Below are 14,166 nucleotides of genomic sequence, written 5' to 3'. Positions count from 1 at the left end.
GAAAGCATGGCGGATGACGTGACCAGGGAAGCGGCGACGGCCTCTGCGGCCGGCGCCGCTCCGGCGGCATGGGCGGCCACCGGGAACGTGGTCGGGTCGCGACGCCGCAGACGTGGATCCGGCTCGCCCTGGGAGCGATACGGCTGGCTGATGGCCGCCCTCTGGCTCGTGTTCCTCATCTACCCGCTGATGGCACTGCTGCGATCGGAAGCGGCGCAGATGTGGATCACCACGGGCTGGATCGCGCTCGGAGCGTTCGTCGTGATCTACGTCGCCGGCTTCATGAATGGCATGAGCTTCGGCGGCGGTGGGCTCACCACGCGCCCGAAGCCGATCCAATGGGTCGCGTTCGGCGGGATGATCGTGTCCGCCGCGCTGACGATCCCGAGTGTGGGTGGATCGGCGCTGAGCTTCCTCCCGTTCATCATGTCGTTCGCGTCCTACGGCCTCACCCGGCTCGCGCATTGGCTCACGTTGGCGGCATGTGTCGCCGTCACGGCGCTGGTCGTATTCCTGACGCCGCAGGGCCCTGCCTATCTCTCGATCCTCGCGATCATCGCACTGCTCGGCGCGGTCAACACGGTCTCGACGAGTCTCATCATCCGGTCGGCGCAGGCCGAGGAGCTCGGACTCGAGTTGGCCACGAGCGAAGGACGCGAGGCGGTCGCACGTGACGTGCACGACCTGGTCGGGCACTCTCTGACCGTCGTGAGCCTGAAGGCGCAGCTCGTGCGACGGCTCATCGACAGCGATCCGGAGCGGGCGAAAGCCGAGCTCGCCGACATCGAGTCGCTCACCGCCGAGGCGATCGCCGGCGTGCGGGCGACGGTTGCCGGCGTGCGCAGCGCGGCACTCGTCGAGCAGCTGGACTCATGTCGGGACGCCTTGCATTCGGTCGACGTGGCGATGCGCGTGGAGGGGGATGCCACGGCCCTCTCGCCGGCGCAATCGCTGACGGCGAGCTGGATCCTCCGCGAGGCCACGACCAACGTGCTTCGGCACGCCGGTGCCGGCAGCGTCACGGTGCACATCGCGCCTGGCAGCTTCACGGTGATCGACGACGGCTCCGGGTTCGCGGGGCGTGAGGGCAGCGGGGTGCGGGGTATGCGTGAGCGCGCCACCATCGGCGGTGCGATGTTCGACGTGCGCACAGGCGAATCCGGCGGCACTCGCGTGGAGGTGACATGGTGAGCGATGCGGAACGGATCCGTCTCGTCATCGTCGACGATCAGGCGATGCTGAGAGGTGCGCTCGCGGCGCTGCTGGAGCTCGAGGAGGACCTCACCGTGGTCGGCGTCGCCGCAGACGGTGATGAAGCCGTTCAGGTGGTGGCCAGGACAGAGCCGGACGTGTGTCTGATGGACATTCAGATGCCCGGTATGGACGGCATCGCCGCGACGCGCGCGGTGCGCGCGGCGAACTCCGACACTCGCGTGCTCATCGTGACGACCTTCGCGCGGCCGGGTTATCTGCGATCCGCCCTGGATGCCGGGGCCAGCGGATTCGTGGTGAAGGATGCTCCTGCCGAGCAGCTCGCCGACGCGGTGCGCCGGGTGCACGCCGGGATGCGGGTCGTCGATCACGCTCTGGCCGAGGCGAGCCTGTTCGATGGCGCGAATCCGCTCAGTGAACGAGAGCAGCAGGTGCTGCGACTCGCCGCTGACGGTCGCAGCGCGGCGGCGATCGCATCCGAGATCTTCCTATCGGCGGGTACCGTGCGCAACAACCTCTCAGCGGCGATCGGCAAGGTCGGAGCATCGAACAGGGCGCAAGCCGTGCGGATCGCTCAGGACAAGGGCTGGGTCTGAGCCCGTAGCTGGTCGATGTCGGTGGCCGCGCGTACCGTGGACACCGACGGGCGCCGACGCCTGCCAGGAGGAGTACACGATGGATTGGAAGATCGAACTCATCTTCGTGCCGGTCACGGATGTCGACCGCGCGAAGGACTTCTACGTCAAGATCGGCTTCAACGCCGATCATGATCAGGTGCCGTTCGAGGGGCTGCGATTCGTGCAGATGACTCCGCCGGGTTCGGCCTGCTCGATCGCCTTCGGAACCGGTCTCGGGGTGGACCTCGAACCGGGCAAACAGAACACGATTCAGGTCGTCGTGCCCGATGCGGATGCGGCGCTCGCGCAGCTGCGTGATGCCGGCGTCGAGGCGAACGGCGTCGAAGAGCAGGCCTGGGGCAGGTTCGTCACGTTCGACGATCCCGACGGCAACACCTGGACGCTCCAGCAGCTGCCCGATTACAGCGCTGCGAGCTGACGCGCACTGCGGGCGAACCTCTTTCATGCGGGCATTTTCGGGAATACCTTGTCCTTGACGGGCGCTGTGTCCTGAGCACGTCGCGCCGTCCGTGACGGCAGATGGGTGCGCGTATGGAAGGTCTGGAGATCACGGTCCTGCTGGGGCTGACGATTCTGGTGGGGACGATGCTCGCGCCGAGGGTGCGGCTGGCGCTTCCGCTCGTCCTCGTCGTGTTCGGGCTGCTGCTCGGGTTCGTGCCGGCGCTGCGCGAGGTGCAGCTGCCGCCCGAGACCGTGCTGCTGCTGTTCCTCCCGGTGATGCTGTACTGGGAGAGCCTCACGACGTCGCTGCGCTCGATCCGTCGAGACTTCCGCTACATCCTGCCGATGAGCACGCTGCTCGTCGTCGCTTCGGCGTTCGCCGTCGCGGGAGTCGCCGTGCTGTTCGGGCTGCCGTGGGAGATCGCCCTGATCCTCGGCGCGGCCGTGGCCCCGCCCGACGCGACCGCCGTCGCCGCACTCGGACGTCTGCTGCCGCGACGGTCGTTCATGAAGCTGAAGGCCGAGAGTCTGACGAACGACGGCACCGCTCTCGTGCTCTACGCGATCGCGGTGTCGTTGGCGGTCGGCGGGCAGGTCACGCCGCTCATGATCACCTGGACTGTCCTGGTCTCGTACATCGGCGGCATCGCAGTCGGAGGAGCCGTCGCTGCAGCGGCATGGCTGCTGCTGCGCCGAGTACGGACGACGATCACGATCAACGTGACGATGCTGCTGGTGCCGTTCGCAGCGTTCATGCTCGCAGAGATGATCCACGCATCCGGGGTTCTGGCGGTCGTGGTCGCGGGTCTCATCTCTGCATACCTCAGCTCGCAGGTGACCACAGCCGCCTCGCGCCGGCAGGCCGAGGCCGCATGGCCGTTCGGCGTCTTCCTGCTCAACGGGGCCCTCTTCGCGCTGATCGGCCTGGAGGTGCAGTGGGTCATGCATCAGACGTCCATCCAGACGGTCGGCTGGCTCACGCTCGCCACCGTCGCCGTCTGGGTGACGCTGCTCGTGGTTCGTTTCCTCTTCCAGCTCCTGGCGGTGCCGTTCCAGCGCATCGGAGGCGGTGCTGCCATGCCTCGCGGCCTGCGCACCCGTGCCCAGATCGTGAGCACCGTCGCGGGCATGCGCGGTGCGATCTCGCTCGCGATCGCGCTCTCGGTTCCGCTCACGACCGCTGACGGAGTGCCGCTGGACGGGCGCGACGACATCGTCTTCGTCACCGCAGGTGTGATCGTGCTCAGTCTGCTCGTGCAGGGGCCGCTCCTTCCGGCCGTCGTGCGCTGGGCGGGCTTCCCAGTTGACCACGGTGAGGACGAGGAGTACGAGCTCGCCGAGCGCGCGATCTCCGGTGCGGCGATGGCGTCGCTGGACACGTTGGCGGCCGAGCACGGAATCAGTGACGAGGTGCGCGATCGCGTGCGGCGCGAAGGGTACGAGATGCTCGAGCTCGCCAATGCGCGGTCGATGGCCAGGGAGCGTGCGCTCATCGACGCCGAGGTCGGGGCAATGGAAGATCTGCTGGATGCGCCCGATCCGTTGGCGGACGGTGCCGTGACGGATGCGCCGCGCGCGGCGGGGCTGCTGGATGGCACCACGCTGCAGATGGTCGCGACCTCTGCCGACGTCGACCTCGCTCAGCGCTCGCCCCTCGTGCGTCACGAGGAGTTCTCGCGGCTCAAGCTCGCGGTGCTCGAACACGAGCGCGAGGTGCTGCTCGGTCTGCGCCGTTCGGGCACCGTCGACGATCTCGTCGTCCGCCGGATCTCGGCTCACCTCGATCTCGAACAGGTCCGGGTGCAGGGGCTCGAGCAGTTCGACTGACGCGGCCCGCGTGTCAGCTGTTCACACGGATGATCTCCTGCTGGTACGGCGCGATGACGGTGGGAGAGATGCGCAGGTCGAGCAGGAGGAACGGACGCTCGTCAGGGGACTCGCCAGACCAGGTGGCCAGGCGATCGAGGTCATCGAGTGTCTGCACGACCACGCCTTCGGCGCCGACGGCTGCCGCGAACGCCGCGAAGTCGACCTGCGGGATGCGCATCGGCTCCTCAGCAAGACCCTTGAGACCGTAGAGATGCACTTCGGCGCCGTATGCGGCATCGTTCCAGATCACCGCGCAGCCGTGACCGCGTGAGGCACGCACTGCCGACTCCAGATCGGCGATGGCCATGAGCCCGCCGCCGTCGCCCGAGGTCAGTACGATCGTCGACTCCGGCCGCGCTCTCGTCGCACCGACGACGCTCGGCCAGCCCTGACCGATCGCCTGGAACGCCGTGCCGATCATCATCATGCGGTCGGGGGAGGAGACTGGCCAGTACATGTTCGCCCAGCCGATGAAGTGTCCGCCGTCGGAGACCACGACCCGGTCCTCCGGCAGGAGTTCGGCGATGCGCCGGGCGGCCGAGCGCGGGTCGAGACGGCCGTCCGGTGCGAGATCTTCTCCAGGCTCATAACTGCGCGCTGCTCGCAGATCGACGGATTCGCGCCACGGTGCGTGCTCTTCGCTCGGAGAACGGCGCTTCGCTCGGAGAGTTTCGCCGGAATCCTCCGAAGAACGTGCACTTCTCCGAAGTACGGGCAGGCCCGGACGCCTTTCCCGCACGCGCTCCACCAGAGCCTCCGCGATGACCCGCGCATCGCCGCGGACGAACCCGCCGACGTGCGCATGAGTCGCAGCCGGGGCGACATCGACCTGGAACACTCGCGTTCCGGGAGCGAACAGCTCGCCGAATCGCATCGTGAACTGATTCAGCGATGCGCCGAAGACGATGGCGACATCGGCCTGCCGTACGAGCTCCATGGCGCCCTCGGCGCCGAAACCACCAGTGACGCCGAGGTCATACTCTGCGGCGGGGAAGACGCCGCGGCCGAGAGCGGTGGATGCCGTGAGCGCCCCGGTCACCTCGGCAAGAGTGCCCAATGCGTCGCCGGCACCGGCGAGCCATGCGCCTCGGCCCGCGAGCAGGAATGGCCGCTCCGCATCGTGCAGTGCGGCGGCGATGTCATCCAGCATCCCCTCGGCGAACTCGCCCGTCGGATGGACCGGCGCGGGGATGCGCGGCGCGGGAGCGGGCGGCACCGGACCCGCTTCGAGGGCGGCGACGTCGTACGGGATCGCGAGCACGACCGGCACGCGATAGGTGAGAGCGTGCTCGATCGCGATGATGGTGGTCGCCGCGGCATCCGCTCGTCCGACCGTGTAGGTGCGTGCGCCGACGGCGCTGGCGAGCGCGATCTGGTCGACGTCCCACGGGCGAGGGCCGGAGGTGGGCTCGTCGCCGACCACGAGCACGAGGGGGATGTGCGCCTGCACCGATTCGGCCAGCGCCGTGAGCGTGTTCGTGAAGCCAGCACCGTAGGTCGAGGTGGCCGCGGCGATCCGGCCGGATGCACGATGGTGGGCGTCGGCGGCGACGACGGCGCCCTGCTCGTGGCGCACCGCCGTGAACTCCGCAGAGGTCTGGCGCTCGAGTGCATCGAGGAAGTAGGCGTTGCCATTGCCCATCACGCCGAAGACGGCATCGATGTGCTCGGCGAGGGTGAGGGCGACATGGGCGGAGACAGTGGGCATGGGAATGCCTTTCGAGACGACGGATCGATTCCGTGTGTGTCTCGCTTCGCGCGGCATCGCAGCGAATGCTTCGTGCCCCTTTTTCGGGCACCGGCGCCCTTTTCGGGCGAGTCCGGACACCGATGATTCTACCGGCACAATAGGAGGATGACGGATGCTGCGATCGAACGCGAGACACTCACCTGGGACGGCTTCGGGGCGGCGACACGAGATCTCGCCCGCAGCATCGTCGCCAGCGGCTTCGAACCGGAGGTGGTCGTCGCGATCGCCCGCGGTGGGCTGCTGCCGGCCGGCGCGATCGCCTACGGGCTCGGATCGAAGAACTGCGGCGCGATCAATGTCGAGTTCTACACCGGCATCGGCACAGTCCTTGACGCCCCCGAGGTGCTGCCGCCCGAGCTCGACATGGCATACCTCGACGGGCGCCGCGTACTGCTGGTCGACGACGTCGCAGACTCCGGTCGCACGCTGGCGCTCGCGGTCGAACTGCTGCAGGCCAAGGGCGCCGAAGTGCGATCCGTGACGATCTACACGAAGCCATCGACGATCATCCAGCCCGACTACGCCTGGAAGGACACGGATCTGTGGATCAACTTCCCGTGGTCGTTCCAGGGCACGGTCCGCGAGGAAGACCTCGGTCTGCCGCCCACGGCGTGACCGATCGAGAGATCGACACTTCAGTGAACAGGCCCCGATCGTTCTCATGGCGGACTCTGCTGGGTGCTCCGCAGGGAAAGGCGATACCGCTTGAAACGGCAGCCCTCCTGGTGGGAGCGGTGTTCTTCGTCGTCGGATTCCTCGTGTCGATCTTCGTCTTCTGGGGGCATGAGCTGTCGATCGTCGGTGCGCGTTCGATCGGCACGTACGCCTCGATCGGCGGGGCGGTCGTCGCGGTGCTGTCGGCGTTGCTGGGACGCTTCGGCGTCCGACCGGGTCGACGCGTCATCCACAGCGACGGACTCGCGATGCGCGACGACCGACTGCGCTGGTACGACGTCGCCGCCATCGCGCTCGCGTACGCGGTCACCGCGCTCCTCGGCTGGGCTGGGATAGCGGCGCTCCTGGCCCGCAGCTTCACCGACGCGCCGGTCTTCGCCTTCCCCGGTGCGGTGCTCGTCGCCGTCGCATTCGCATTGACCGCGTACGTCTGCTTCCTCAGCGCCGTGTCGCTTACCCCGATGTCGCTGTCGCTCGTGCTGGCGATATTCCTCGTGGTGGGTGCGTTCGCCAGCATGCTCACCGCCACCGATGCGCACTGGTGGCAGGACAACCTCTCGGCTCTCGGAATGGCGAGCAACGATTCGTCCTGGATCTTCAACGGCACCCTCATCGTCGCGGGCATCATCATCACCACCATCGCGCGCTACTCGACCGCCGGGCTGTCCGTCGATGCGCCGAGGGATGCGCGTGGTCGCCGCCTCGTGCGCATCGGGATGATCCTCATCGGCATCTTCCTCACCTGCGTGGGCATCTTCCCAGTCGACGCGTTCTTCGTGGTGCACAACACCGTCGCCACCGGAATGGCGGTCGCGTTCGCCGGAGTCGTGATCGCGCTGCCGTGGTTGCTGCCGGCGATCTCCAAGGTGTTCATCGCGCTCGGCTACGCCTACGTCGCCGTGATCGTGCTGCTGGCCGTGTTCTTCGCGACGGGTTACTACAATCTGACCGCTGTCGAGTTGATCGCCGCCGTGCTGATCTTCAGTTGGATCATCGTCTTCCTCAGGGCTGCCGAGGAGGTCTCCCCGGCTGGCGCCGAGATGAGCCCCGCGACTGCCTCAGAGGGCAGCCCCTGACGCGAGGAGTCAGTCGCGCAGTGCGCGGGTCGCGTCGCGGGTGCGCTGCAGAGCGTCCACGGTCTCGGCGAAACGGCGCTTGGCGACGCCGACGAACAGACAGTCGACGAGAGCGAGCTGAGCGATGCGACTGACCATGGCGCCGGCGCGGAACGTGGACTCCCTGACCTCGGTGAAGAGGGCGTGATCTGCGGCGTCGGCGAGCGGGGAGCCCTTCGCCGAGGTCACGGCGATCGTCGAGGCACCGTTGTCGCCGGCCGTGCGCAGGAAGCGCAGTGTCTCAGGGGTGACGCCCGAGTGCGAGAATCCCACGGCGACGGTCGGTCCTGCATTCAGCACTGTCGCGGCGATCGCCTCGTGCGGATCGGTGAGCACGTGGGCGTTGCGTCCGACTCGCAGTAGCTTGTGCGCGAGGTCTTCGGCGACGAACTGGCTGGCGCCGATTCCATAGAGCAGGATGCGATCAGCTCCGTCGATGTCGGAGATCGCGGACTCGAGGACGTCGAAGTCGAGTTGTGCGACGGTCTCCTCGATCGCGAGGAGTTCGAGAGCGGCGAGTTTCGACACGGCTTCAGACAGCGAGTCCTCGTCCGAGATCTCAGAGCCGAATGCCCCTCGTGTAGAGAACTGCGCGGCCTCTTTGCCGAGCTCTGTCGCGAGCGCCATGCGCAGAGGAGCGTATCCGCTGAACCCGATGGCGCGGCAGAACCGCACCACGGAGGCGACGGATGTGCTGCAGGCATCGGCGAGCTCGTTGATCGTCATGTCGATGACGATGGACGGATTCTCCCGTATGACCGCGGCGACGCGGGCGAGTGACGGCGGAAGGGTCGACGCGGCGGCTTCGATTGTTGACTGGATGCTCATCCGCGCTCCTCCGGTAGGGGATCGCCGCATGTCGCGAGTGCGGACCAGGGCGCTCCGGTAAATTCTTTTCAGAACGATAGCGCTAACTGTAGACTCTTTCCGGAAAGTTCCCCGAGTCGACGCGAAAGAAGAGAGATGCCGATCGAGCACAGGACAGCCGCCGTAGACCTCGGCAAGTCCCGCTGCCGCGTCGCGGTCACCACTCCCGACGGTCGTGAGACGTACACGGATGCCGGCACACCGGGTCTCGCGAGCATCGACGGCGTCGCGACCGCTGTCGCCGCGATCCTGCCTCTGCTCGCGAAGACGGACGGGGTGGAGAGCATCGGAGTCGGCGCAGCGGGCGCGTGGACCGCACCGGATGCCGCGGCCACTCTCGCGCGTTCCCTGTCCGACGCGACCGGCGCGCGTGTCGCCGTGACCTCCGATGTCGTGACCGCGCACGCCGGGGCGCTTCAGGGTGCACCAGGCACGCTGCTCATCGCCGGCACCGGCGCCGTGGCGCTCGGGGTGGATGAAGACGGTCTGCGTCTCGTCGACGGATGGGGGCCAGACCTCGGCGACTTCGGCAGCGGTTCGTGGATCGGCCGCGAAGGCGCGCGTGCCATACTGCGGACCCGCGATGCGCTCGGCCCGGAGACCGTGCTGACCAGCGCCGTCCGCGCGCACATCGCGCCGCATCCGGATCCCATCACCTGGCTGGCGGGCGAGATACCGACCGCGCGTCAGTTGGCGACCCTCGCCCCGCTCGTGCTGGACGCTGCCGCCGCCGGCGATGCCGTCGCCACGGACATCGTCGCCGAAGCGGTGAGGCTGCTCACCGCATCCGCCGTCGCGGCATCCGATCGTGCGTTCGACGTCGCGATCCATGGCGGACTCACCGACCACACCTGGTTCCGCGCCGAACTCGAGCGCTCCCTCACCACGGCCGGTCGCACGATCGTGCCCGCTGTCGGCGATGCCCTCGACGGCGCCACGCTCCTCGCGCACCGCACCGACATGCCCCACGAAAGGTACGTGCACCGTGCTGAATGACACCCCGCTGAATGACGACACCGATTCCAGCCGTCTCGCCGAACTGCTCGAGGTGCTGTCGGGCCTCGGCACCGAGGCGTCGACGACCGAACGCGGCGACCTCGATCTTCTTGAGACCGCTGAGCTGGTGCGGCGGATGAACGCCGAGGATCAGCGCGTGCCGATTGCGGTGGCGGAGCGTGCGGACGACATCGCACAGGCGGTGGACGGCATCACTGAGCGCTTCCGCCGCGGCGGTCGCCTCATCTACATCGGCGCAGGAACCGCAGGTCGCGTGGGCGTGCTCGACGCCAGCGAATGCCCACCGACGTTCGGCACCGACCCCTCCATGGTCGTCGGCCTCATCGCGGGTGGTGAGACCGCGATCCGCGCCGCTGTCGAGAACGCCGAGGACGACGCGGACGCCGCCGAGACGTCGCTGCGCGAACTGGACCTGAACCCACGCGACACAGTCGTCGGCATCTCCGCATCCGGCCGCACACCTTACGTCGTCGGCGGGCTGGAGTACGCCCGCGGCGTCGGGGCGCTCACGGTCGCGATCGCGTCGAACTCCGACTCCGACATCGGTGCGGCCGCCGAGATCGCGATCGAGGTCGTGACCGGTCCGGAGTTCATTTCCGGTTCCACACGGCTGAAGGCGGGAACCGCGCAGAAGCTCGTCGTGAACATGCTCACGACCCTGTCGATGATCAAGCTCGGCAAGACCTACCGCGGCGTCATGGTCGATCTGCTCGCCACCAACGAGAAGCTGCACGCACGCTCGGTGCGCACGGTGTCGCAGCTCGCCGGTGTCGGCGTCGACGAGGCATCGACGGCGCTGCGCACGGCGGACGGATCAGTCAAGCTCGCGCTGCTCATCCTCGCCAGCGGAGCGGATGCGGAGCGTGCGAAGGTCGCGCTGGCGGCGGCCGACGGCATCCTGCGCGAGGCGATCGTCGCGCTCAGCTGATCCGGATCTCGAATCCTTCGCCGGCGGGCACGATCGCGATCTGAGTGAGATCGTCGACATGATGCGCCGGTGCGAACGACGGCGCATGTGGACCGACGCCGATCACGATCATGCCGGCGTCGATTCCAGCCCGGATGCCGGCACCTGAGTCTTCGAAGACCACGCAGTCGGCCGGGTCAATGCCCAGAGCGGATGCTGCGAGCAGGAAGCCCTCCGGATGAGGCTTGCTGTGCGAGACCCGCTCTGCCGTGATGGCGAGCTCGGTGAGCGGGAGCCGCGCCGCACCCATCCGAGCGGTCATGAGTGCGACGTCGGCCGAGGTGACGATCGCGTGGGGCATGTCCTGCAGCGATAGAAGCAGTTCGGCGGCGCCGGGGATCGCGACCACGCCGTCGGTCTCGGCGCTCTCCCGTGTCAGCATCCGCTGGTTCTCCTCGCGGTTGATCACAGGGTCGCGCTCGGGAAGGAGGATCGCCATGCTCTGCCAGCCCTGGCGTCCGTGCACGGTCTTCAGCACTGTGTCGCGGTCGAGTCCGTGGGGCTCAGCCCACTCCAGCCAGAGGCGCTCGACGACCGCCGTGGAATCGACGAGCGTGCCGTCCATGTCGAGAAGGACAGCGCGCGCGGTGATGGTCGTCGTCATGCATTCAGGCTATCCCGGTGCCGCGGGCGGGACGTCACCGGCAGTCGCTACAGTGATCCGCATGTTCATCAACGCGGGCACACTGGGTGCAGCTCCCGGCAGACGCGACGAACTGGTCGCACATCTCACTCGGCGAAACGACGTGCTCACCGAGATCGGATGCCGCATGTACGAGGTCGGGGTCAGCGACGACGAGCCTGACACTGTCTTCGTCGTCGAGGTCTGGGAAAGCGCGGCCGCGCACCGCGACTCGCTGTCCCTGCCCGAGGTGCAGGCGTCGATCGAACACGCGCGCCCGCTGCTCTCAGGAGCATTCGGCGGCTTCAGATTCGACGCCATCGGATCTCCGCTGCGCGACTGATGTCAGTGGCGACCGCCAGGATAGGGTGATGGATCTGCCTTCGTTGCGTGCAGCGCGCCTGCGCTCGCACCGCCTCACGGCTCCGGCCCGTTCTGCGGCGGATGCGGCGCGCCACATGCTCGCGGTCCAGGCGCAGGACTTCTGGGCGGGGCGGTGGGCGCTCGCCGCACGCGCGACGGGGTCGCCGACGTTGCGCGCGGTCGACCGGCTCTTCAATCGGGGCGTGCTCGTTCGGGCGTGGACGCAGCGCGGCACCCTGCATATCGTCCCGGCCGAAGATCTCGCCTGGACGCTGAGCGTCACGGGGGAGCGGCAGCTGCACATGGCCGCACCGCGCTATCGGGAACTCGGACTCGGCGCCGACGAACTCGCGACCTGTGAGCGCGTCATCCAAGGCGCGCTGAGCGGTGGCAACGGCTTGACCCGCCTCGAGCTGTTCGACGTGCTGCAGAAGGCCGGTATCGAGCCGAGCGGGCAGCGCGGACTGTTCGCCGTGCAGAACCTCGCACTGCGCGGCATCATCTGCCAGGGGCCGGTCGTCCCGCGTGCCGGCGGCGTCTCGCGCGATCAGCTGTTCGTGCTCACTGAGGAGCACATCGCCGAATCGGCTGTGCCGAGCGACCCGATCGCCGAGATGTTCGTGCGCTACATCATCGGCCACGGTCCGGCGACCGCAGAGGACTTCGCATGGTGGGCGGGACTCACTCTGGGCGCCGCGCGGGCGGGGGCTGCGGCATCCGCCACCGACGCGCGTATCCGGCTGATAGAGGACGGCGCGTTCGTCGCACGTTCGATGCCGCGACGGAACGCGGCTGCGCCGGCCGTCGTCGCTCTCGGATCATTCGAGGAGTACTACATCTCGTACACCGACCGCACGGTGGCCTGCCCTGCGGAGTTGTTGGCGGCGATCGGGCCCGGGAAGAACGGCATGGTGCGGCCGATCCTGCTCTCCGATGGCGTCGTGATCGGAACCTGGCGGCACTCCACCGCGGTGGGGCGGCACACCGATGACGCCGTACCGGAGCTGTTGACGGAGGGGGCGGCGAACGATGCCGACGTCGCCGCGGCGCTCGACCGCTACGCGGCGTTCATCGCGGGGTAGCGTGGCGTCTCACTCCGCCGCGTGCCGGGCGAGGAACGTGTAGACCTCGTTCTCGTCGACGCCGGGAAACGCGCCGCGGGGGAGCGGCGAGAACATGTGGGTGTGCACGCGGGCGCTCGGCCATGACTTGGCGCTCCACCGCTCGGTGAGATCGGGCGCAGGACGGCGGCAGCATGCCTCGTCGGGACAGGTCGAGACCGCGCGATCGATCGTTTCTCGTCCTCGCCACCACCGCGCATCATCGAACGGCACACCCACGGTGACCGAGAACTCGCCGTCGCTGGCGGCTCCGGTCTGAGTCGCGCACCAGAAAGTGCCGGACGGGGTGTCGGTGTACTGGTGGTGCTCGGTCGTGCGATTCTGCTGCGTGAATGCGGCCCGCGCCTGGAACTTCCGGCACACCGGCTGGCCTTCGACGGCGCCCGTGACGTCCATGGGCAACGGCAGGTCGTCGTTCTCATACACGCGGGTGATCGCACCGGTCTCGTCGACGCGGAGGAAGTGCAACTGCATCCCGAGGTGCTCGGTCATCAGATTCGTCATCCGCATGCCGGCCGCCTCATGCGTCACGCCGAAGGCGTCGCGGAAGTCCTCGACGGCGAGGTTGCGATCTTTCTTGGCCTGCTGCAGGAAGGCGACACCCGCGGTCTCCGGCACCAGGCAGCTCGCGGCGAAGTAGTTGATCTCCAGGCGTTGCTGCAGGAAGTCGGCATAATCGGTCGGGGGCGTGTGCCCCAGAAGGCGATGCGCCATCGCCTGAAGGGCCATCGATCGCAGTCCGTGGCCGCCGGGAATGGATGCCGGGGGCAGGTAGATGCGGCTGTTCTCCAGATCCGTCACCGAGCGCGTCGAGTGCGGCAGGTCGTTGACGTAGAGCAGCTCGAAGCCGAGCTTCTGGGCCATGATGCTCACGGTGCGGTGGGTGAGGGCGCCGCTGACGTGCCCCGCAGCCTTCAGCTGCTTCTCTGCGAGTTTCTCGATGTCGCCGATGTAGTTGTTCTGAGAGCGCATGCGCAGCCGCAGTTCGGTGTTCGCGCGGCGTGCCTCCTCAGGGGTCGCGATGGCCTCGCGCTCGCGGCGCTGCAGCTCGCGGTGAAGGCCGAGGATCGATTCGAGCGTCTCGTCGGGCATCCCCTTCGAGACGCGCACCGGTGCGACTCCGAGCTGGCGGAACACCGGACTCGCCTGCGCGTGCTCCAGCTCGATCTCGAGCGCTGCGCGGCGATTCGGCGGTTCGCCCGAGATGAGATCGGAGACATCCGTCGCGGTGGCCTGCGCGATCGCCTGCAGCAGCGAGAGCTTGGGTTCCCGCTTGCCGTTCTCGATCAGGCTCAGCTGCGACCCGGCGACGCCCACCTGCGCGCCGAGCTCGTCGAGAGTGAAGCCCTTCGCCACGCGATGGTGACGGATGCGATGGCCAAGAGTCGTGAGGTGGATGCCGGAGCCGCTCATTCCTTGAGCATATCGAAAGAAAGCAAATTCTTATGACCATATTTGACGGAAATCGATGGGGGATGTTGCGCAGAATGGACATACACAACGACTCTT

Annotated in this window: 14 protein-coding genes; 10 read left to right on the top strand and 4 right to left on the bottom strand. The window is 67.8% G+C overall.

Annotation, left to right across the window (positions count from 1 at the left end):
• The first annotated feature begins 6 nt into the window (after positions 1–6).
• The 4 genes from IEV67_RS08165 (at position 7) to IEV67_RS08150 (ending at position 4,118) form a co-directional block, all read left to right on the top strand.
• Positions 7–1,191 (top strand): sensor histidine kinase, encoded by a 1,185-nt coding sequence (locus tag IEV67_RS08165; protein ID WP_188436082.1) that lies wholly within the window; start codon positions 7–9, stop codon positions 1,189–1,191.
• Entirely contained in the window at positions 1,185–1,808 is a 624-nt protein-coding gene (locus IEV67_RS08160) for a response regulator transcription factor (protein ID WP_188436081.1), read from the top strand. The genes IEV67_RS08165 and IEV67_RS08160 overlap by 7 nt, the downstream gene beginning before the upstream one ends.
• Positions 1,809–1,887: 79 nt before the next feature.
• Positions 1,888–2,268 (top strand): VOC family protein, encoded by a 381-nt coding sequence (locus IEV67_RS08155; RefSeq protein WP_188436080.1) that lies wholly within the window; start codon positions 1,888–1,890, stop codon positions 2,266–2,268.
• Between the two features lie 113 nt (positions 2,269–2,381).
• On the top strand, positions 2,382–4,118 hold the full coding sequence (locus IEV67_RS08150; RefSeq protein ID WP_188436079.1) for a Na+/H+ antiporter: 1,737 nt from the start codon (positions 2,382–2,384) through the stop codon (positions 4,116–4,118).
• Positions 4,119–4,131: 13 nt separating this feature from the next.
• On the opposite strand, the gene IEV67_RS08145 is transcribed toward IEV67_RS08150, so the two are convergent.
• Positions 4,132–5,868: a thiamine pyrophosphate-binding protein gene (locus IEV67_RS08145; protein WP_188436078.1), complete on the bottom strand. Its 1,737-nt coding sequence runs from the start codon at positions 5,866–5,868 to the stop codon at positions 4,132–4,134.
• A 147-nt stretch (positions 5,869–6,015) separates the two neighbouring features.
• Here IEV67_RS08145 and IEV67_RS08140 point away from each other — a divergent pair, with 147 nt between their 5' ends.
• Positions 6,016–6,525, top strand: coding sequence for a phosphoribosyltransferase (locus IEV67_RS08140; RefSeq protein ID WP_033104895.1), 510 nt, complete (start codon positions 6,016–6,018; stop codon positions 6,523–6,525).
• A gap of 23 nt (positions 6,526–6,548) precedes the next feature.
• Positions 6,549–7,661: a DUF998 domain-containing protein gene (locus IEV67_RS08135; protein WP_188436077.1), complete on the top strand. Its 1,113-nt coding sequence runs from the start codon at positions 6,549–6,551 to the stop codon at positions 7,659–7,661.
• Positions 7,662–7,670: 9 nt separating this feature from the next.
• On the opposite strand, the gene IEV67_RS08130 is transcribed toward IEV67_RS08135, so the two are convergent.
• A complete protein-coding gene (locus IEV67_RS08130; protein ID WP_188436076.1) occupies positions 7,671–8,528 on the bottom strand; it encodes a MurR/RpiR family transcriptional regulator in 858 nt (285 codons plus the stop codon).
• A gap of 135 nt (positions 8,529–8,663) precedes the next feature.
• Here IEV67_RS08130 and IEV67_RS08125 point away from each other — a divergent pair, with 135 nt between their 5' ends.
• Together IEV67_RS08125 and murQ are read left to right on the top strand one after the other, a co-directional pair.
• A complete protein-coding gene (locus tag IEV67_RS08125; RefSeq protein WP_188436075.1) occupies positions 8,664–9,563 on the top strand; it encodes an N-acetylglucosamine kinase in 900 nt (299 codons plus the stop codon).
• On the top strand, positions 9,553–10,512 hold the full coding sequence (gene murQ / locus IEV67_RS08120; protein WP_229702906.1) for an N-acetylmuramic acid 6-phosphate etherase: 960 nt from the start codon (positions 9,553–9,555) through the stop codon (positions 10,510–10,512). Before IEV67_RS08125 ends, murQ begins: the two co-directional genes overlap by 11 nt.
• Here murQ and IEV67_RS08115 read toward each other — a convergent pair.
• On the bottom strand, positions 10,505–11,155 hold the full coding sequence (locus IEV67_RS08115; protein WP_188436073.1) for an HAD-IA family hydrolase: 651 nt from the start codon (positions 11,153–11,155) through the stop codon (positions 10,505–10,507). The genes murQ and IEV67_RS08115 overlap by 8 nt on opposite strands.
• A gap of 61 nt (positions 11,156–11,216) precedes the next feature.
• On the opposite strand from IEV67_RS08115, the gene IEV67_RS08110 reads away from it, so the two are divergent.
• Entirely contained in the window at positions 11,217–11,516 is a 300-nt protein-coding gene (locus tag IEV67_RS08110; RefSeq protein ID WP_188436072.1) for a putative quinol monooxygenase, read from the top strand.
• Between the two features lie 28 nt (positions 11,517–11,544).
• On the top strand, positions 11,545–12,618 hold the full coding sequence (locus IEV67_RS08105; RefSeq protein WP_188436071.1) for a winged helix DNA-binding domain-containing protein: 1,074 nt from the start codon (positions 11,545–11,547) through the stop codon (positions 12,616–12,618).
• A 9-nt stretch (positions 12,619–12,627) separates the two neighbouring features.
• On the opposite strand, the gene IEV67_RS08100 is transcribed toward IEV67_RS08105, so the two are convergent.
• Positions 12,628–14,070 carry a helix-turn-helix domain-containing protein gene (locus IEV67_RS08100; RefSeq protein ID WP_188436070.1) on the bottom strand — a complete coding sequence of 481 codons (1,443 nt, stop codon included), beginning with the start codon at positions 14,068–14,070 and terminating at the stop codon, positions 12,628–12,630.
• Positions 14,071–14,166 lie beyond the last annotated feature (96 nt).

Source organism: Microbacterium murale, from assembly GCF_014635185.1.
Classification (GTDB): Bacteria; Actinomycetota; Actinomycetes; order Actinomycetales; family Microbacteriaceae; genus Microbacterium; species Microbacterium murale.
The sequence above is the reverse complement of the archived record's forward strand: the minus strand, read 5'-3'. Positions and strand labels throughout refer to the sequence as shown.

Bases quoted from the DNA above. Each gene is read 5' to 3' on its own strand.
- IEV67_RS08165 (WP_188436082.1), top strand. From the start codon at position 7: ATGGCGGATGACGTGACCAGGGAAGCGGCGACGGCCTCTGCGGCCGGC.
- IEV67_RS08160 (WP_188436081.1), top strand. From the start codon at position 1,185: ATGGTGAGCGATGCGGAACGGATCCGTCTCGTCATCGTCGACGATCAG.
- IEV67_RS08155 (WP_188436080.1), top strand. From the start codon at position 1,888: ATGGATTGGAAGATCGAACTCATCTTCGTGCCGGTCACGGATGTCGAC.
- IEV67_RS08150 (WP_188436079.1), top strand. From the start codon at position 2,382: ATGGAAGGTCTGGAGATCACGGTCCTGCTGGGGCTGACGATTCTGGTG.
- IEV67_RS08145 (WP_188436078.1), bottom strand. From the start codon at position 5,868: ATGCCCACTGTCTCCGCCCATGTCGCCCTCACCCTCGCCGAGCACATC.
- IEV67_RS08140 (WP_033104895.1), top strand. From the start codon at position 6,016: ATGACGGATGCTGCGATCGAACGCGAGACACTCACCTGGGACGGCTTC.
- IEV67_RS08130 (WP_188436076.1), bottom strand. From the start codon at position 8,528: ATGAGCATCCAGTCAACAATCGAAGCCGCCGCGTCGACCCTTCCGCCG.
- IEV67_RS08125 (WP_188436075.1), top strand. From the start codon at position 8,664: ATGCCGATCGAGCACAGGACAGCCGCCGTAGACCTCGGCAAGTCCCGC.
- IEV67_RS08115 (WP_188436073.1), bottom strand. From the start codon at position 11,155: ATGACGACGACCATCACCGCGCGCGCTGTCCTTCTCGACATGGACGGC.
- IEV67_RS08110 (WP_188436072.1), top strand. From the start codon at position 11,217: ATGTTCATCAACGCGGGCACACTGGGTGCAGCTCCCGGCAGACGCGAC.
- IEV67_RS08105 (WP_188436071.1), top strand. From the start codon at position 11,545: ATGGATCTGCCTTCGTTGCGTGCAGCGCGCCTGCGCTCGCACCGCCTC.
- IEV67_RS08100 (WP_188436070.1), bottom strand. From the start codon at position 14,070: ATGAGCGGCTCCGGCATCCACCTCACGACTCTTGGCCATCGCATCCGT.